This window comes from Microvirga antarctica (genome assembly GCF_017921815.1).
GTDB lineage: Bacteria > Pseudomonadota > Alphaproteobacteria > Rhizobiales > Beijerinckiaceae > Microvirga > Microvirga antarctica.
Genome location: NZ_JAGEMM010000003.1, coordinates 456,989 through 475,311 on the forward strand (window position 1 = coordinate 456,989; position 18,323 = coordinate 475,311).

Consider the following 18,323-nt stretch of genomic DNA (forward strand, 5'->3'; position numbering starts at 1 on the left):
CATCGGCGCGAACCCAGAACGGAGCATGCGTGTGTCGACTGACGCCGCGGCGAGACTTCAACCATAAAAAGTGGGGACTTCATCGTGAGGAACATGTTGAACGAATTCGGATTGAACGCGAGGCGTTTTCTGACAGTGACTTTTGTGGTGCTCGGCAGCGTGCTCAGCGCGCCGTCCCCGTCTCTGGCGCAAGCCAAGAAACCCGAAGCGGTGCGGATCGTCTTCGTCACCCATGGGCAGGCCAACGATGCCTACTGGACAGTGGTCAAGAACGGCATGACGGCTGCGGCTTCGGCGCTGAAGGTCAAAGTCGAGTATCAGGCACCAGCCAGCTTCGACGTTGTCAAACTGGCGCAGATGATCGAGGCAGCTACAGCGACCCGACCCGACGGCCTCGTGATCTCGATCCCCGATGCCACTGCGCTCGAGGGCCCGATCAAGGCGGCGAAGGCCGCGGCAATCCCCGTCATTGTGATCGATTCCGGCGGCGAGGTCGTGAAGCCCTGGGGCCTTGATCTCTACGTCGGAAGTGCATCCGAGTACGACAACGGTGTGCAAGCCGGCGAACTCATGGGCAAAGCCGGTGTCAAGGACGCCATGTGTGTGAACCACGAGGTCGGCAATGTCAGCCTCGACAGCCGGTGTCAGGGCCTGGCGGATGGGCTGAAAGCCACCGGCGGAAAGGCATCGGTAGTCGCTGTTTCTCTGGACCCTACGGAATCGGCCCGCCGCGTCGAGGGTTACATGGCCTCGCACCGGAGCACGGATGGCATGCTGATGCTTGGGACCACGTTGGCCGAACCGCTTCTCAAGATGCTGGATGAGCGCGGATATACCAAGAAGCTCAAGATCGGCAGTTTCGATCTCTCGCCCGAGGTCTTGGACGCCTTGCAGTCCGACAAGATGATGTTTGGCATCGACAACCAGCAATACATGATGGGGTATTTGCCGGTGGTCCTTCTGGCCGGGCGGGCGATGTACAAGACGATTCCGGTCACCGACATCCTCACAGGTCCATCTTTCGTGACCAAGGCCGACGCAGCGTCGATCAAGACGCTGAGCGATCAGGGCATCCGCTGACACGCGACGCGCGGCCGCAAGGCCGCGCTCGCCCGATCACGAAGAGAACGTTCATGCCCATTCAACAGACAGTACCGCTCCGGCGAAATCGACTCGTTCGGTTGATTTCTCGCGGATTGCGGCGGCCCGAGCTCGGCGCGCTCGGCGCGACTGTATTCACATTTGGATTCTTCGCCGTCACGGCCGGAGACAGCGGATTGTTCAGCGCCCTGGGTGTTGTCAATTTCCTTCATGTCTCGGCACAACTTGGCATTCTTGCTGCCGCGGTTGCGCTCCTGATGATCGGCGGCGAGTTCGACCTCTCCATTGGATCGATGATCGGCTTTGCTGGAATCACGATCGGAATCGCAGTGGTGCAATTCGGTTTGCCGATCTGGCTATCGGTTCTGATTGCCTTCGCGTTTGCAATGGTGATCGGGGCCACCAACGGGTTGCTGGTCGCGCGAACGGGCCTGCCTTCGTTCATCGTCACGCTCGCGAGCTATTTCGTTCTACGGGGTCTCAGTCTCTCCGTGACGCGCGCCCTGACAGGACGAACCCAGATTCCCTACATCACCAAGAACACGACGGAGTCAGACATCGTCTGGCTGTTCGGAGGCAAGTTCGGGTCAGGTGTTTTTTCGTGGCTTGGACAAGCGGGATGGATCGCGACCCGTCCGGATGGCGTGCCCTTGGTTCAGGGCCTCCCGATGTCGATTGCCTGGTGGCTCGTCCTGACGGCTGCGGTCACCTGGCTGCTGGTGAAGACTGAATTCGGCAACTGGATTTTTGCCGTCGGCGGCGACGAGCAGGCCGCGCGCAATGTTGGCGTCCCGGTCACGCGGGTCAAGGTTCTTCTGTTTGTGGGGGCTTCGTGCGCGGCAACACTTTTTGCCACGATCCAGGTCCTGGAGACCGGATCCGCCGACACTCTTCGCGGAACACAGAAGGAGTTTGAGGCGGTCATTGCCACGGTGATCGGCGGCACCTTGCTGACCGGTGGTTACGGCTCTGCCATCGGGGCCATGCTGGGCTCGCTGATCTTCGGAACGGTGGCGATGGGCATTTTCTACACCGGCATCGACAGCGATTACTTCATGGTATTTCTCGGCCTCATGGTGCTCGTGGCGGTCCTTGTCAACAATTACGTGCGACGGAAGGCGTTGGAGGCACGGTGATGCGTGAAACGTTTACGCCCCCTGTGGTCACGCCACTGATCGAACTTTCCCATGTCAGCCGACGTTTCGGCTCGATGTCCGCGCTGGAGGACATCTCGGTGGCTATCAATCCTGGGGAGGTTCACTGCCTCCTCGGCGACAACGGCGCCGGAAAGTCGACGCTGATCAAGGTCCTTTCAGGCGTCCACCAGCCCAGTGACGGCGAGGTGCGGATTGACGGGGTTCCGACAATTCTCCGCTCCCCGAGACAGGCGCTCGACTGCGGAATCGCGACGGTCTTTCAAGACCTTGCGATGGTCCCTCTCATGAGCATCGTGCGCAACTTCTTCCTCGGGCGGGAACCGGTCAAGGGCCGTTTTATTGCCCGGCGGATCGACATGCGGAAGGCCGAGGCGATCGTCTTGAACGAGATGGCGCAGATGGGCATCAATGTGCGGGATCCGCAGCAACCGGTCGGCACGTTGTCGGGTGGCGAGCGGCAATGTGTGGCAATTGCCCGGGCCGTCTACCATGGCGCCAGAGTCCTGATCCTGGATGAGCCGACCTCTGCCCTTGGAGTGCATCAGGCCTCGATCGTCCTGCGCTACATCGCACGAGCCAGGGCACGCGGCATCGCCGTGATCTTCATCACGCACAACATCCATCACGCCTACCCGATCGGCGACGTCTTCACCCTCCTCAATCGTGGCCGGGTCCACGGCACCTTCCGCAAAGCGGAGATTTCGGAGTCTGAGGTCCTGGAGATGATGGCAGGGGGGCGCGATCTCGAGCGCCTCCGTCACGAACTGGCAACCATATCGATCAATGAAGCTCCGGAACGCGACTCGGGATCGCAATCCGCAGCCAGCACTTTAAGGTAGTCTCATGACAGACCGTCTCAAGGTCGGTGTCGCGGGCGGCGGGTTGATCTCGCAGGTCGAGCACATTCCCAACCTGCTTGCGCTGAATCGCCAGTTCGACCTGCGCGTCGTCAGCGATCCGTCACCGACCGTTCGCGGCGGTCTGAGCGATCGTTTCGGGATCTCCACGGTAGCAAACGCGTCTGAGCTGCTTGGCCTTGGTCTCGATGCCATCGTCATCGCGGCGCCTGATCCGTGGCATGCGGAACTGGCAACCAGCGCCATGGATGCCGGCATCAACGTGTTCTGCGAGAAGCCGCTTTGCTATGGGGTCGCGGAGGCCGATGCGTTGTCGAAGGCCGAGGCGCGCAATCAGGTGGTGCTTCAGATCGGCTATATGAAACGGTTCGATCCCAGCTATGAGGCGGCGCTCGAGCTCGTCGCGGGAAAGGCGGACCAACTGCGGTATATCTCGGTTGAGGTCCACGACCCCGATGCGGGTCCGTTCGTGGGACACCATACGTTGTTTTCCGCGCCGGACGTGCCGAGCGACCTCATCGCGGCGACGTCCCAGCGGCGGCGATGGCAGGTCGAGGCCGCATTGGGATACACGCCATCCGAGACTGTTTTTCGCGGTTTCGCATCCTCCTACTGTTCTGCCCTTGTGCATGACGTGAATGCCGTCCATGGCCTACTCGACGCCATGGGCGCGTCTGGCGGCCCGGTGACAGGAGCAGCGCTCTTTGCCGGCGGCACCGGAGGTCAGGCGACCGTCAGCCTGCGCGGCGGGCTTGCCTTGTGGACCATGACTCATCTGGAGATGCCGGCCGTCACCGACTACGCGGAGCGGATCGAACTCTACTTCGATGACGAGATCGTCGAGCTGGTCTTCCCTGCGCCCTATCTGAACCACCATCCGACACGGCTGACGGTCAGCCGGTCACCCGATGGACGCCTGGAAAAAACAACCATCCGCAACGGCTTTGCAGAGGCTTTTGTGCGGGAGCTCGAAGGCTTCTGGTCGGCCATCGTCAACGGCACGACGGTGCGGAACCGCATTGCGCACGCCGCGCGGGATCAGGACCTTCTGGTTCGGATGGCGCGGCAGGCTGAACGTTCGATTGAGCCTGACCGGCTGATTTGACAGCTCCCGGCCGGGGCTATTGACCGTCAGGACGCCCCACGGTCGGGAAGAATCGCTGCTCCAAGCTGTCGGATGCCGATTCTGACCTCGGCCCCTGCTTCAAGGAATCGCTCGGTTCTGAAATCGACGACGAACAGACGGCCGATCTCGGTCTCGATTGCGTATTCGACGCGATCGCCGAGAAAGACGCTGTGTTGGATCCGACCTGGCAGGCTGTTCTCGGGCGTGCCGGATTCCTCGATGGAAATGGCCTCCGGCCGCACGGCAAGTTCTACCTCACCGTCGCGTTCGTTGCGATGAGGCAGCCACAGGACCATCGACCCGCCCACTGCAATGCGACCGAGGTCGGCATCGCCGCGTGTCAAGCGTGCGCGCACGATATTGGCCTCCCCAAGAAAGCCTGCCACAAAACGGTTTGCAGGCGCGCGGTACAGTTCGACCGGTGCGCCTTCCTGGGCGATGCGCTTGTTATCCATGACGATAATGCGGTCCGAAACGGCAAACGCCTCATCCTGGTCGTGGGTCACGTAGACGACCGTCAGGTTGAGACGCTGCTGGAGGCTGCGAATTTCATCCCTCACATGGCGGCGCAGTTTCGCGTCGAGGTTCGAGAGAGGCTCGTCGAACAGAAGGACTGCGGGCCGCATGACGATGGCGCGTGCCACGGCGACGCGCTGCTGTTGTCCGCCGGACAACTCGCTTGGGAGGCGTTGGGCAAGATGCTCGAGCCCGAGAAGGCCGAGGGCATCGGCAGCCCCGGCCTCGGCAGAAGCCCGGGATTGGCCGCTTGAACGCAGGCCATACGCGACGTTGTGCAGGACGCTCATGTGCGGGAACAAGGCGTAGGACTGGAACACCATACTCACATCACGCCGCGTTGGCGGCACACCGGTGACATCCTGGCCGTCGATGATGATTTTGCCCCAGGTTGACATTTCGAGGCCGGCGATCATGCGCAGGGTCGTCGTCTTGCCGCATCCGGACGGCCCCAGCAGCGTCACGAGCGTGCCCTTCTCGATGGTGAACGACACGTCATCGACAGCAAGACTCGCGCCGTAGAATTTACTGACGGACTGGAATTCGACGGCAGAGACAGCCGGCATCAAAGGACCTCCGCGGGCAGAACAGTGGCGCGTCGGCGCAGGCTGCGCTGGCCGACGAAAACCTCTATGCCGACGATGACAATCAGCATCAGAATGATGAGGACGGACGAATACGCGATCGCGAGCCCATAGGTGCCTGCCTCCGCCAGGCTGACGATATAGACTGTCGACAGCATGACGCCCGGGCTGACCAGAAAGATTACAGCGCTCACGGTGGTCATGGCGGTGACGAAGCCATAGACCAGGGCCGCCACGACGGCGGGCTTCAGGAGCGGGATAACGATCCGTATGACCGTTGCGAAGGAGCCAGTGCGCAGCATCAGCGACGCCTCTTCCAGGCTCCGGTCGATCTGTGAGAGCCCGGCTACGCCTGCGCGCATGCCCGGGCTCATATTGCGGACAACGAAACTGATGACCACGATCGCGCCGGTGCCGACCAGTTCGACGGGAGGATTGTTGAACGCGAGAATGTAGGCGATGCCAAGGACCGTGCCGGGAACGCCCGCAGCGATGAGCATGGTAAACTCGAACGCCGCCTTGCCGGCAAAACGCTGCCGATCAAGCAGATAGGCGATCAGCAGTCCGAGTGCGGCCGTGAGGGGAGCCGCGATGGCTGCGAGTTTGATCGTGGTCCACAAGGATGGCCAGGCCTGACCGGTGAATATCAGCCCGCCGTTCTCGAACGCGAATCCGAAGGCTTGCTGAAAGTGCCGCGTGGTGAAGGCGCTGTTGATGCCCCAGTTCTCGACAAACCCGCCAAACAAGACCATCCCATAGATGACGAGGGTCAGGAGAGCCCAAGGCAGTGCCAGGGCCCCGGCGAGCCAGCGCATAGCAGCTGGGAGCGGGATCGCGACGCCCGCCTGTCCCTTGCCGCCGATGGTCGTGAAGGACTTGTTGGCCAGGATGCGCCGTTGCGCAATAAAAACGGCCAGCATCGCGATCAGAAGGATAAGGCCGAGGACCGCCGCAAGACCCCGATCCTGGCGCGCGCCGACGATCGCGAAGTAGATGCTCGTTGCCAGAACCTGCAGGTCTCCGCCCAGAAGCAGAGGATTGCCGAAATCCGCGAGGCTTTCGATGAAGGAGATCAGGAAGGCATTCGCAAGCCCCGGCAGTGCAAGAGGCAGCGTCACTGTTCGGAAGACACGGCCGTTCCGCGCGCGCAATGTCTGCGCCGCCTCCTCGTAAGATGGATTGATCCCCTGTACGACGCCGACGAGCACCAGGAAGGCAATGGGGGTGAAAGACAGGGTCTGGGCGAACCAGACGCCTTGGAAACCGTAGATCCAGCGCCCCGGTTCAACATGCAAAAGCCACGAGAGCGCGGCGCTGACCATCCCGTTTCGACCAAGGAGCAGGATGACCGCTAGCCCGACGACGAATGGCGGCGTGATGATCGGGAGAATTGAGATCGCCCGCAAAACCCGACGGAAGGGAAGACCTGTGCGCTCTGTCAGAAGGGCGAAACAGAAGGCCAGAAGCGTGGAAGAGGATGCGCTGACAAGTCCAAGTGCGAACGTGCTGGCCACGATCCCGTCAGCTGTCCAAATCCGTGGATTGGCGAGCCGCTGCCAGAACGCCACGATGGCGAATTCCCCCCGCGGCGTCTGGAAAGCGCTCAGGCCCAGCTTTGCAAGGGGGTAAAAGACGAAGAGCCCAATGACGGCGGCCACGAATCCGATGGACCCGGTGGCAAAGCCATCGCCCCGACAGACGCCGCGCGCCGCAAGGCCGCTGCACATGATCATGAGACAGCACAGACCGTAGATGAAGGGACCAACCCCGAAACCCGGATTGCGTCGTGGCAGGTCGCCGAAGAGCTGCGCGGGCAAGCTCCAGGTCCAGCCCCGCAGATCGATCGACATGGCGAGCACGAGGAGGAGCGCAAGACCAATCGCCGACCACAGGATGATGCGGGTGGCCTCCCCCGGCGTCCCGACCGGTGCCCTGACGGCTGCAATCAGGAACAGTCCGGGCAGGGCGAGGGGAAGCAGCCAGCCCTTCCCATAGGCCAGTCCAAGGGCGATGGCCGGTGCGTCCTCGGGCCATCCGGGGCTCATCAGCCATGACAGTCCGAGAAAGCCGGAATCGCTGCCATTCCAGGGCAGAATCAGGAGGCTCGCCCACAAGAGGGCGAGCCAGAGTGTCAAGCTGAAGGAGCGAGTGGGCGGCATCGCGACTGAACCTGCCGGATCACTTCGGCGCTGATTTCACATCCTTCTCGAACCGGTCGAGAATCCGATCATGCGCGTCGCTGGCTGAATATTTCAGGATGTCGTAGTTGATCAGCTTGACCTGGTCGGCCCGGGGCGCAAGCGGGTGGATCTTGGCATCCTTGTTCGACTGAAGCTGATACTTCTTCATCTCGAGCTGAACGTTCTGGCCTTCCGGGCTTAGCACGAAATCAACCCATTTCTTGGCGCCGGCCAGGTTCCGGGCATCCTTGACGATGGCGACGCCCGGCATCTCGAACCCCGTGCCCTCGCAGGGCGCAACGGACACGATGGGAAAGCCGTCCACCGATTGCGCCACCGCATCGTGCAGAAACGCCACTGCGATCGTTGTCTCGCCGCGTGCGGCTGAGCGGATTCCCGCAGTTCCGGAGCGCGTATATTGGTTGATGTTCTTGTGCAGCGCCTTGAGGTACTCGAACCCCTTGTCCTCGCCCATGATCTGCAAGACGGTCGCCACCATTGTGTAGGCTGTTCCTGACGTCGACGGATCCGCCATCTGGATCTCGTTCCGGTAGGCAGGATTGGTCAGGTCGGCCCAGCATTTCGGCTCCGGCATGCCCTTCTTGGCGAGGAGGTCCTTGTTATAGCCAAACCCGATCACCCCGGTATAGATCGGTGTCAGCGTGTACTGGCTTGCCGCAGCGGCCTTCTGGGCCCAATCATAAAGCTCCGGGAGCTTGGGCGATTGATAGGTTTCCAGGAGACCTTCACGCGCGGCGATGGCGGTCACATCGGGTCCGGCGGAATGCCAGACGTCAAATCGCGGATTCCCGGCTTCAGCCTTGATCTGCGCCAGGATTTCGCCGTCCGTCTTGCGGCTGATGAGGGCTTTCTGGCCGGTGCTCTGTTCGAACTTCACCCGCATGGCCTCGCACCATTCCAGCTCGAAGGTGCAATTGACCACGACAGGAGACTGGGCCTGCGCGGCCGGCGCCCCGAAGCCCATCAGCACAAGGGCAGTGCCGGCGAATGTCACGCAAAAACCGCTGAATGATCGCATTGTCGTTCCCCTGGAATTCGCTTCTGTTTGGCGTTGGAGGGGAAACATGCGCGTTGGCGTGCTGCGACTGAAAGAGCCAGTTTGGCCGGAATGCGCTGATCCAGTTGGCGCCGTCAGGCCGCGCTGCGACCGGGGCCTGCGGGGGTCTCGGGGCGATCCGTCAGATGGCGGCCGCGAGGCATCCTGCGAGTGCTACCAGTTCCCGATCCGCGTGGGGCCGTGCGATGATCTGCAGCCCTAGCGGAATGCCGTTCTCGTCGGTGCCCATCGGCACAGAGATTGCAGGCAGGCCAAGGTAGCTGAAGGGGCGGTTCAACCTGAGAAACTCCAGACTCAAGGGGCCGGCTGTGACGACATCGTCGTCGGAAATATCGTCGACCCGCGGCGCGGCTTTGCGGATCGTCGGGCAGACGAGAACGTCGATGGTCGCGAACGTCCGGGACAGCACTTCGTCCAAGACCGGACCGCGAAGCATTTTGGCCACAGCGTAGAGGTTTGGCGTCACGCAGACCGCGCTCAGGAGCCGGCGACGCACGGATGCCGGGTAGAATTCCGGATGCGCCGCCAAGGCCTCGCCATGGAAGGCCGCGGCCTCGAATGCGGTGATGACGGAGGCGAGCAGGTTCAGGTCATCGAGAGACGGAAACGGAACCTTGGTCCAATCGGCTCCAAGGATCTCTGTGGCGGTCTTCGCGTGAGCGAGGCCCCGTTTCACAGAGGCATCCATCCCGGCCAGCAACCCATCGGTATTGATGCCGATGCGAAGGCCCCGTAGTCCCCGATCGGCGTCAGCCGGCGCGCGGATGGGTCTGGCCTGATCGCGGGCCCTGTCATCCGTGAGACAGTCCAGGACCGATGACAGGATCGCGGGGCAGGCCGCCAGGATCCCGACCACGTCCTGAGAGGGCGACAGGGGATAGACGCCCGCATCCGCGATCAGGCCATAAGTCGGCTTGAGCCCAAAGACGCCGCACAGCGCGGCCGGGATGCGGGTGGATCCGCCCGTGTCTGTTCCCAACGCGAAGGGCACAATTCCGGCTGACACCGCCGCTGCCGCGCCGCTCGACGAACCGCCTACAGCGAACGCGGGGCCGTTCGGATTCAGTACCCGGCCAAACGCGGCGTTGAAGCCCGTCGCCGTGTAGCAATGCGGATCGAGGTTGAGGCTGCCGATGGGGATGGCTCCGGCTCGAGCAAGCCGTGCCAGAGACTCACTCGGCGGTGCACCGACCCAACGGAAGCCGCGCCCGACGCCCGCAGTTGGATGCCGATCGGCGGTCGCGAAGACATCCTTGTAGGCGAAGCTCAATCCGCTGAGAGAACCTGTGAGCGTCATCTCAGCGGCGCGCCGCATCGCGTCGCCCGGAAAGGTCTCAATGAAGCAGTTGAGACCCGGGCCTGACATTTGCGCACGCTGAAGCGCCTGCGCCGTTTCCCGGAGGACGTCAGCTCGGTTTCGCACCATCGCCGCGGTCAGAGTATCGACCTCGCAAGTCGCGGAACCCGGCGGCACGATCAGGCATGCAAACGCATTGCGCTCGTCCAATGGTGGCAGCGTCCCCGCAAGGCGATGAAGCGTGTCCGTCATCCGGCCGATTTCCGCCGCGATGCCGCGCAGGTCATCGGCCGATGCCGAAAGACCTCGCCGATTAAGCGTTGTGGCCACCGCATCCATCAAGTGACGGTCCTCCGTAGAGTCTCACCATCGTGGCGTCGGCTCAGCGCAATGCTTAATGCCGGTCTTCTGCTCAGGAGCCGACGCGCAACGGTGCGGTCATCTTGCGAAGGCATGAGATCACCGACAATGCGGTAATTCGGCCGGTCTTCGGATTGTCGGACGGAATGTTTTCGATGGACATCGAAAAGCTTGCCGAATCCGCGTCGACCTCGATCCGATGGGTGTTCCGCTTGAGAGCCGGATCAGCCCAGATTTCCAAGGTGGTCTTGTCCGGACCGATGCCAGCAAGGGACAAAGCCACCGCGACGTTCAGGTTGGCGGGAAATCCGATGGCTGCCTCGCGGGGCGTTCCGATGAAGACCCGCAGGGGTTCCTTGATCTCCTCGATGCTGATGTTGTTCTCAACCAGATAGGGTGCGCCGACCAGACCGCGAACGGGCTTGCGGGTGATCATGCGGACGGAATGGATCGTCCCCTCGGCCGCTGCCGTGACCGCGTCGAGACCGATCAGCGCGCCAGTCGGAACGACGATCTGCCCGCCATGGCGGCGGGCCAGATCCACCAGTTCCCCATGAGAGAGGATTGCGCCGGAACTGAGCACGATCACCGTCTTTCCAGCTTTGAGGAACGGCGTTGCGATCGAGGGAAGCAATGCAGCCGGCGCACATTCCACGACGATGTCGGCAAGTGGTTCCAGTTCGTCGATTGGAACCACCGGGACCGACCGCCGCAAATGCGCGAGGCGTTCGCTCGCTTTCTGACGGTCATTTGCCGACACGGCCGTGAGCACGCATCCTGGAACACCCGCGTCGAGCGCCTCGGCGATCTTTAGTCCCACGGCCCCGAGGCCGGCGATGGCCACGCGCAGCGGTTGGCGTTCCGCTCCGTTCATAACCTTGCTCATGGTCTTTGCCTTTCAGTGGCCGCTATCGGGCGGTGCAAACAATGACGCGTAGTGATCCGCCACCTGACCGGACGTGGTGAACCAGACCTTGTCCCGGTGCTTCGCCAAATGTTCGAGCACACGCCGGAACTGTTTGATCCTGAACGGCTGTCCCACGATGAACGTATGGATGGTGAGGCCGTAGACGACCGATTGCCGGCTTGATTGCGACAGCATCTCGTCGAAGTTGTCGATTGCCATATCGGCGAAGGCGGATGCCGTGCCGTCGTGCAGCACGATCATCGGCACGTCGTTCACCTCATGGGGATAGGGAACGCTCAGGAGCGGGCCACCCGACGTGTGCATCCAGACCGGCTGGTCGTCGATCGGCCAATCCAGCGTGTAACCGTAGCCGGCCCGCGACAGCAGGTCTTCGGTGTTGGCGCTGGGATGCGCGCCCGGGCTCATCCACCCTTTTGGGGCCCGTCCCTCGTGCTTCCTGATCGCGTCGGTGGCATCAGTGATGAGGATCCGCTCCGCTTCGAGCGTCATGCCATTCTGGTGCTCGGAATTGGTGCGTCCATGCGCGACGATTTCGTCGCCGCGCATGCGATGGGCCGCCACAAGCTCTGGACAATGGTCGTAGCATGCGGTGTTCAGCAGAACTGTGAGCGGCAGCTGGTACTCCTCGAAAAGCTCAAGAAGTCGCCAGCCGCCGACGCGGTTGCCGTATTCGCGCCAGCCCCAATTGTAGCTGTTGGGGTGGCTCAATCCAGGCGAATAGGGCAATCCCAGTCCGCTTCCGTAGGCGAAATGCTCGACGCACAGCGCAAAGTAGACCGCCAGCCGCTTTTCACCAGGCCAGTTGAATTGCGGACGATTGACGATTCCCGAATAGGGAAAGCGGCCATGCGTGGGGAGCATATCACATCTCTCGTTTCACAGGTCAGGGGCGGTAGTCGCTCGGTGCGACGACGGAGCTCATGTCGACCGATGCGAGGTTGTCTGTGGTGACCAGCAATGCGGGGAGCACAACCTCTTTCTGGACCGGCTGCTTGTTGGCCGCGGCTGCTGCCTGCTTCAGTGCTGCCCGCCCTTGGGCAACGACCTGCTGGATCGACGTGCAGACCAGTTCCCCGTCTTTCAGCAACTGCTGGGCTGTAGGGCTGAGGTTCGAGGCGGAGACCTTGACGCCTTTCAGCTTTCCGGCTGATTTGTAGGCCGAGATCACGCCGGCCGCCATGTCGTCGGTCGCCGCGTAGACGCCATTGAGGTCGGGAAACCGCTGAGTCCAATCCTCGGCAGTCGTCAAAGCCGCATTGCGGTTATCGGCAAGGCGGGACTCGGCCACGACCTTGATGGCTGGCGCCTGCTTGGCGAGGGTTTCCTTGAAGCCCTTGGCACGCAGGTCAGACCAGGCCTGTCCGGTCGGCCCCGCCATCATGGCCACGTTGCCTTTCCCACCGAGTGCCTTTGCCAGGCATTCCGCCTGGAGTTTTCCCATGTCGTAGTGATCCGCGCTGACGATGGAGGCGAGCTTGGTCGAGCTGGGAGGGGACGACACTCCGATGACCGGAATACCGCGCTCGATCGCCTGCTCCACAATCGCCTTGACAGCGTCGCCGTTGGTGGCGCCGACCACGATCGCATCGACCTTGCGCTGGATCAGGTCCTGGATCTGCGCGATCTGCTGGCTTGAATTGGCATCGCCACCGGCATTGAGCTTGAGCACCTTTACGCCGTTCTTCTTGGCCTCGTCCTCGACGCCATAGACGGCCGATATCCAGAACGAGGAAGCAAGATTGGGAACAGCCACGCCGATGGTCTTTTCCTGCGCCAAGGTCGCGCCGGAGAACGTCGTGAGCGACGCAAGGAGGCCAAGACCCCCAATTAGGCTGATGGTCGTCTTTGTCATGTCCAACTCCTGTGTTCGACCGGAAAGAAATGCCGGATGGCATATTCGAGGAGGCCCGATCCGATGATCACGAGGCCGACCGCGATTTGGGCGACAAAGGGTGAAACACCCTGCAGATTGAGGCCGGTGAGAAGGGCCTGAATGAACGCTGCCCCGAGCACGACGGGGACGACTCTGGCGACGCCGCCGGACAATGCCGTGCCGCCAATCACGGCGGCGGCGATCGCCTGCAGCTCCATGCCGGCGCCCTCCGTCGGGAGGCCGGTGCCTGCGCGCAGGGTCAGCAGCACGCCGGCAAATCCCGCATAAAGGCTGCATAGCTGATAGGCGCGGATTTGCGTGCGGGCATATCCGATCCCGACCAGGCGCACCGCTTCCGGGTTCGATCCGAGCATCACGATCCGCCGGCCGATCACGGATCTGTTCAAGATGAGCGCGGCCAGACAGACCAGCAAAATCGCGGCCCAGTAGGCGAGCGGCAATCCGAGAACCGGATTGAACGACATCCGTGCCGCAGCCGCGGCATCGACCAGGGGGACAACCTGCCCGTCATCTGTCAGCAGAAGCGCTATGCCGCGAACTGCTATCAACGTTCCCAGCGTGGCGACAATTGGCTGGATTCCGGCGACGCCCACTAACGCACCGTTCAGCGTTCCCACGGCAAGACCCGCGATGGGACCGGCTAGAAGTCCTGGAAGACCGAACGCATTGGCCCCGAGAGCTGCGGCGGTGCTTGCCAAGGCGGCGGTCGCCCCGACCGAGATGTCAAATCCGCGCGATGCGATGGCAAACATCTGACCGATGGACAGGAGCGCCAGTAGCCACATTTGCGTGGCAATGTTCTGGAGATTTCCAAGGCTGAGAAATTCCGGCGCGGCGCCACCGAAGAACACAACCGCCATGGCAAGACAAAGCGGCGCGACGAGGAAACGTCCGCCCAGATGAGGGATGAAGACGCGTGACGTCATCGTCCCCCCCTCTTTGGCACCGAGGAACGCCAGAGAACGCCGATGCTGCCGGAACTTTTCTGCAGCAGAACGGACCCGAGGATCACAGCACCGATCATCAGCTGTTGATAGGCGACAGGAAAGTTCAACAACACGACGGCATTGTTCATCATGGCAATGATCAGCACGCCGCAAAGGACTTGCGATGCTCGTCCCTGGCCGCCCGCAAGCGGGATGCCTCCGATCGCACAGGCGGCGATGGTCTCGAAGGGGAGATTGGGCGCCAGGCTCGGCTGCCCAGAGCCGACGCGGCTCGTGAGGATGATGGCGGCGAGTGCGCAAAAAGCAGACGCCGCGAGATAACCAAGAAAGATCGTCGTTCGAACGCGGATTCCGGACAATCGTGCGGCTTCCGGGTTCGCGCCAACCAAATACCACAGCCGACCAATCGTGCTATACGCGAGAACGAGGAACAGCGTGCCCACGCTCGCGCCTGCGGCGATCACCGGCACAGGCACTCCCAGAACACGCCCGCGCGCCGGCCATGAGAATGCTTCGCTCGGCGGCGCGTCGATGGGTAGGCCGCCGGCCAGGGTCGCGGCCAGACCCGCGACGGCCATCAGCATTCCAAGAGTGACGATGAAGGGTGGCAGATGAAAGCGCGCAATCAGAGCGCCATTCAGGACGCCGATCAGAAGCACCACCGCAGCGCCTGCCGCGAACCCACCCATGACACCGTAGTCGGGCACAACCAGGACCGTGACGATGCTGGCAAGCGCCACGGATGAGCCGAACGAAAACTCGATTCCCCCCAGAATCAGAACGATGGCCTGCCCACAGGCCACCACGCAGAGAATGGAGGCGACCCGCAGGACGTTCTCGGCATTTCCCGAGGTGGCAAAACGGGGAACCGTCAGGGCAAAGAGCGCGAAGAGGGCGATCGCCACAAAGAACGAGGCTGGCATGTTGATGCGGTCGCGGACCTGCCGAGCCATCCGAATTGCGAGGGCGGTCAAGCGGCGTCTCTTTCGGCAAGCGCTGAGACGAGTGCGCCGCGCGCCGTTCCGCGTGGCAATTCCTGGGAGATCCGCCCTTGACGGACCACGAGGATGCGATGGGAGAGTGCCTCGATCTCGTCGAGATCGCTCGAGGCGAGCAGAACCGCGACCCCTTTCAGGGCAGCCTCGATGATGGCCTGATGAATGGTTTCGCGGGCCGCGATATCGACGCCACGCGTCGGCTCCAGAACGACCAGCACGCGCAAGCCCGGCAGCGCAAGATTGCGGGCCATCAAGAGCTTCTGCTGGTTGCCGCCACTGAAGCTTGCAGCCGGCAGCTCTGTCTTGAGCGGATGAAGCTTGAGGCGTCGCAACCAGGGCAGCAGCCGGTCGCTTTCCGCCTGTTCCCGCACAACCCCTCGACGCGAGATGACCTTCAGCGAAGACGCGGATGCATTCTGCATAGCGGTCAGGACCGGAAAAAGGCCCTGCAGATGGCGGTCGCTGGGGACATAGCCGATGCCTTTCTTGGAGGCCGTATGTCGATCGCCAAAGGGGATAACATCGCCCGCCACCAAGAGCGTTCCGCTGGCCACCGGCGTGGCGCCGGCTAACGCGGAAGCGATGTCCAACGCACCCGATCCGACGAGGCCAGCCAGGCCGACGATTTCTCCAGCCCGAATTCCCATGTCGATCGGTTCTGCGGTGGCATGAAGGCGGAGCCCACGCGCTTCAACCAGGACGTCGCCCGGCGGCGGCAGTTCACGGGATCCGGTCGCGACCGCCTCGCCCAGCATGGCGCGCACAAGCTCGTCCCGCGTCAGTGATCTGATCGGCGCACCATCCACCACCGTCCGTCCATCCCGCAGGATCGTCACGTCGTCGGCGATGCTGTCGATCTCGTCGAATTTGTGACTGATGAAAAGAACGGCCGTGCCCTGCGCGCAGAGGGATCGCACGACTGTAAACAGGCGTTCCGTCTCGTCCTGCGTCAAAGCGGCCGTCGGCTCATCGAGGATCAGCACCTTGCATGCCTGTCCCAGCCCTCGCGCGATCTCCACCAATTGGCGTTCGCCGATCGAGATCTCCTCGACAAGCGTCATGGGATCGCGTTCGAGACCGACCGATGAAAGCCAGGCTCTGGCCTGCTCGATCGAGAGGGTGGCCGAGGATGCTCGCAGGTCGCGCGTGGCGCCGAATGCGAAAGCGGACAGGTTTTCGAGGATGGTGAGCTGCGGAAACAGGCTGAGATGCTGATAGATCGGGATGATGCCGGCCGCGACTGCATCCCGGACTGTTCTAAACGCTACCGCGGCGTCGCCAAAGGTGATCGTCCCCCCATCGGGCCGGACCACGCCCACGATCATCTTCACCAGTGTGCTTTTCCCCGCGCCGTTCTCCCCCAGGAGAGCATGGACACGTCCCGGATAAAGCCTCAGGGACGCGTCTCGCAGGGCACAGGTCGCCCCGTAATGCTTCGCGATCCCGGTCATGGTCAGGAGAGGAGGTGCTGTCATGATGGTGGCACTCCTTCCTCTTCCGGCCCGGTCATCGGACTTGCCGTTGGGAGAGGATAGGGACAATCGTCATGCGGGCACAAATGATTAATAGACCGGCATGCATGACGAGAATTCATGCATGCGCACTCCAAACTTGGCTTCGTCTCTGGCGCGCATCTGCTAGCGTTATCCGGTCAAAGATTGGTAGGCATGATGGTCCGCCGAAAGCTACCTCCGCTGGGAGCCCTGAGGGCGTTTGAATGCGCCGCTCGGCACCTGTCTTTCACCCGTGCAGGACAGGAATTGCTGGTCACACAGGGAGCGATCAGCCGCCAGGTGAGGGTGCTGGAAGAATTTCTTGGTGCTCGCGTATTTGTCAGGCTGACCCGAAAGATCGCGCTGACAGAGGAGGGGGCCCGATACTTCGAGCGGATCGGACGGGCGCTCGACGACGTGGAGGTGGCGACGCAGGATCTGCGCGGGGATTCGCGCCGTCACGTGATGAGGATCAGCGTCCTTCCCACGATTTCCTCGTTCTGGCTGATGCCCCGCCTTGCGGCATTTTCGCAGGATCAGCTCAATGCGGATGTCCGCATCATCAACTCCATCGAGCCCGTGGACTTTCAGGCAAAGGCCACCGATCTGGCGATCCGGGTCGGGCGGGTTCCAGGCGAGGAATATGACGCGTCTCATCCCCGGATCGAGATGGACATGGTCACCGACTGGCGCGGTGTTCAGTCCGATCTGCTCTTTCCCGATATTCTCGTTCCTGTGTGCTCGCCCGCTCTGCTGCAGGAGATCGGACCCCTCAACAGCATTGATGACCTGTCGCGGCACCGGCTGATCCACGTGACGACCCGGCGCCATGCGTGGCACGATTGGTTGTCCGCTCATGGTTCAGCAATCGACCCGGATCAGAACGCCCTCCATTTCGGGCACTTCTTCATGGCCATGGAGGCTGCTCGATCGGGCAAGGGCATTGCCATCGTGCCGACAGTGCTTGTCCGCCACTACGAGGCGGTCAGGGATGTCGTATTTCCGTTCCGCCCGGACATTCGGAGCGCGGGAAATTACCACCTCCTCTTCCATGAGAGCCGGGCCGCAGATCCGCATGTGAATCTCTTTCGGCAGTGGCTGGTGAGGGAGGCCTCCAAGGAGCGGGAACGGGAGATGGGATGGTGACGAGCGCGGGCGGCACGGAAACCCGGCCTGATCGCTAGAACCAAACTCCTGCGCGCGGTTCAGGCCGGCTTCGGTGGAAGCAGGCGCGACTACGCAGCGATGCCGTGATTTCCGGCAGTCAAGGGGCGTCGACATATATCTGGATAGAAATCAAATCGCTATACCGTTGCAAAAAATTGAAATATCGCTATGTGTTGCGTTCCGGCGCAGGACGGAATGAGCATCGTGAAAGACGGCGTTTACAGCAACGATCTTCGGAGCGGCTCCGCCATTGCGGGGGTCCTGTCCGGATCGAGTTCGGCTCCCGGCGCGACGGTGACGGACGACTTCGCGACCAACAGCACGGATTATACGGGTCCGACCGACTAGGACTGCGACAAGCCGCTTCATCGTCCCGCCTGTGTGACGGCTCTGGGATCAGTTTGGCGAAGCGAATTGTCTCACTTTCGAGTCAGTGGCGATACGAAGGCAGAAACTCGATGAACCGTTACTCACCCCAGCCCACCCTCGGCATGGATGGAAACTTGCGTTCATCTCGGCTCCTGATGGTCTGCTACTACGACCCTAACGGCATCCCGACGATCTATGAGAACATCGCCAACTGGCAGCAGTTCAGCCGTTACAGCATCGAGGTCCTCAACCTCTGGCCGGGGCGCAACGG

The 18,323-nt window shown here is 62.1% G+C and carries 17 protein-coding genes; 7 read left to right on the plus strand and 10 right to left on the minus strand.

The window, feature by feature from the left end; genetic code table 11:
* Positions 1-93: 93 nt before the first annotated feature.
* From J4G32_RS13220 to J4G32_RS13235, 4 genes are read left to right on the plus strand one after another with little or no spacing between them, the layout of a single operon-like run.
* Complete coding sequence (locus J4G32_RS13220; protein WP_210494079.1) at positions 94-1,080, plus strand: rhizopine catabolism ABC transporter substrate-binding protein; 987 nt, start codon at positions 94-96, stop codon at positions 1,078-1,080.
* 53 nt (positions 1,081-1,133) lie between these two features.
* Complete coding sequence (locus J4G32_RS13225; protein WP_210494082.1) at positions 1,134-2,237, plus strand: ABC transporter permease; 1,104 nt, start codon at positions 1,134-1,136, stop codon at positions 2,235-2,237.
* Between the two features lie 23 nt (positions 2,238-2,260).
* Positions 2,261-3,097, plus strand: coding sequence for an ATP-binding cassette domain-containing protein (locus J4G32_RS13230; protein WP_210494420.1), 837 nt, complete (start codon positions 2,261-2,263; stop codon positions 3,095-3,097).
* A gap of 4 nt (positions 3,098-3,101) precedes the next feature.
* The gene (locus tag J4G32_RS13235; protein ID WP_210494086.1) at positions 3,102-4,220 is read left to right on the plus strand and encodes a Gfo/Idh/MocA family protein; all 1,119 of its coding nucleotides are present in this window, start codon (positions 3,102-3,104) and stop codon (positions 4,218-4,220) included.
* A gap of 26 nt (positions 4,221-4,246) precedes the next feature.
* Here J4G32_RS13235 and J4G32_RS13240 read toward each other — a convergent pair whose 3' ends face one another.
* The 10 genes from J4G32_RS13240 to J4G32_RS13285 all read right to left on the minus strand — a co-directional run bounded on the left by J4G32_RS13240 (position 4,247) and on the right by J4G32_RS13285 (position 16,498).
* A complete protein-coding gene (locus J4G32_RS13240; RefSeq protein WP_210494089.1) occupies positions 4,247-5,323 on the minus strand; it encodes an ABC transporter ATP-binding protein in 1,077 nt (358 codons plus the stop codon).
* The gene (locus J4G32_RS13245) at positions 5,323-7,500 is read right to left on the minus strand and encodes an ABC transporter permease (RefSeq protein ID WP_210494090.1); all 2,178 of its coding nucleotides are present in this window, start codon (positions 7,498-7,500) and stop codon (positions 5,323-5,325) included. Before J4G32_RS13245 ends, J4G32_RS13240 begins: the two co-directional genes overlap by 1 nt.
* A 19-nt stretch (positions 7,501-7,519) precedes the next feature.
* On the minus strand, positions 7,520-8,560 hold the full coding sequence (locus J4G32_RS13250; RefSeq protein ID WP_246505031.1) for an ABC transporter substrate-binding protein: 1,041 nt from the start codon (positions 8,558-8,560) through the stop codon (positions 7,520-7,522).
* Between the two features lie 160 nt (positions 8,561-8,720).
* Positions 8,721-10,235, minus strand: a complete 1,515-nt coding sequence (locus J4G32_RS13255) for an amidase (protein ID WP_210494093.1) — start codon at positions 10,233-10,235, stop codon at positions 8,721-8,723.
* 73 nt (positions 10,236-10,308) lie between these two features.
* A complete protein-coding gene (locus J4G32_RS13260; protein ID WP_246505032.1) occupies positions 10,309-11,142 on the minus strand; it encodes an aspartate dehydrogenase in 834 nt (277 codons plus the stop codon).
* 12 nt (positions 11,143-11,154) lie between these two features.
* A complete protein-coding gene (locus tag J4G32_RS13265) occupies positions 11,155-12,045 on the minus strand; it encodes a polysaccharide deacetylase family protein (RefSeq protein WP_210494097.1) in 891 nt (296 codons plus the stop codon).
* A gap of 22 nt (positions 12,046-12,067) precedes the next feature.
* A complete protein-coding gene (locus tag J4G32_RS13270; RefSeq protein WP_210494099.1) occupies positions 12,068-13,036 on the minus strand; it encodes a TMAO reductase system protein TorT in 969 nt (322 codons plus the stop codon).
* Complete coding sequence (locus J4G32_RS13275; RefSeq protein WP_210494104.1) at positions 13,033-14,004, minus strand: ABC transporter permease; 972 nt, start codon at positions 14,002-14,004, stop codon at positions 13,033-13,035. Before J4G32_RS13275 ends, J4G32_RS13270 begins: the two co-directional genes overlap by 4 nt.
* Positions 14,001-14,999, minus strand: a complete 999-nt coding sequence (locus J4G32_RS13280; protein WP_210494108.1) for an ABC transporter permease — start codon at positions 14,997-14,999, stop codon at positions 14,001-14,003. The genes J4G32_RS13275 and J4G32_RS13280 overlap by 4 nt, the downstream gene beginning before the upstream one ends.
* Complete coding sequence (locus J4G32_RS13285) at positions 14,996-16,498, minus strand: sugar ABC transporter ATP-binding protein (RefSeq protein ID WP_210494112.1); 1,503 nt, start codon at positions 16,496-16,498, stop codon at positions 14,996-14,998. Before J4G32_RS13285 ends, J4G32_RS13280 begins: the two co-directional genes overlap by 4 nt.
* A 192-nt stretch (positions 16,499-16,690) precedes the next feature.
* Between J4G32_RS13285 and J4G32_RS13290 the strand changes: the two genes are divergently transcribed.
* The 3 genes from J4G32_RS13290 to J4G32_RS13300 form a co-directional block, all read left to right on the plus strand.
* Complete coding sequence (locus J4G32_RS13290) at positions 16,691-17,662, plus strand: LysR substrate-binding domain-containing protein (protein WP_210494122.1); 972 nt, start codon at positions 16,691-16,693, stop codon at positions 17,660-17,662.
* 216 nt (positions 17,663-17,878) lie between these two features.
* Positions 17,879-18,031, plus strand: a complete 153-nt coding sequence (locus J4G32_RS13295; protein ID WP_210494126.1) for a hypothetical protein — start codon at positions 17,879-17,881, stop codon at positions 18,029-18,031.
* 110 nt (positions 18,032-18,141) lie between these two features.
* The coding region (locus tag J4G32_RS13300; protein WP_210494131.1) for a hypothetical protein at positions 18,142-18,323 on the plus strand (182 nt) is incomplete at its 3' end.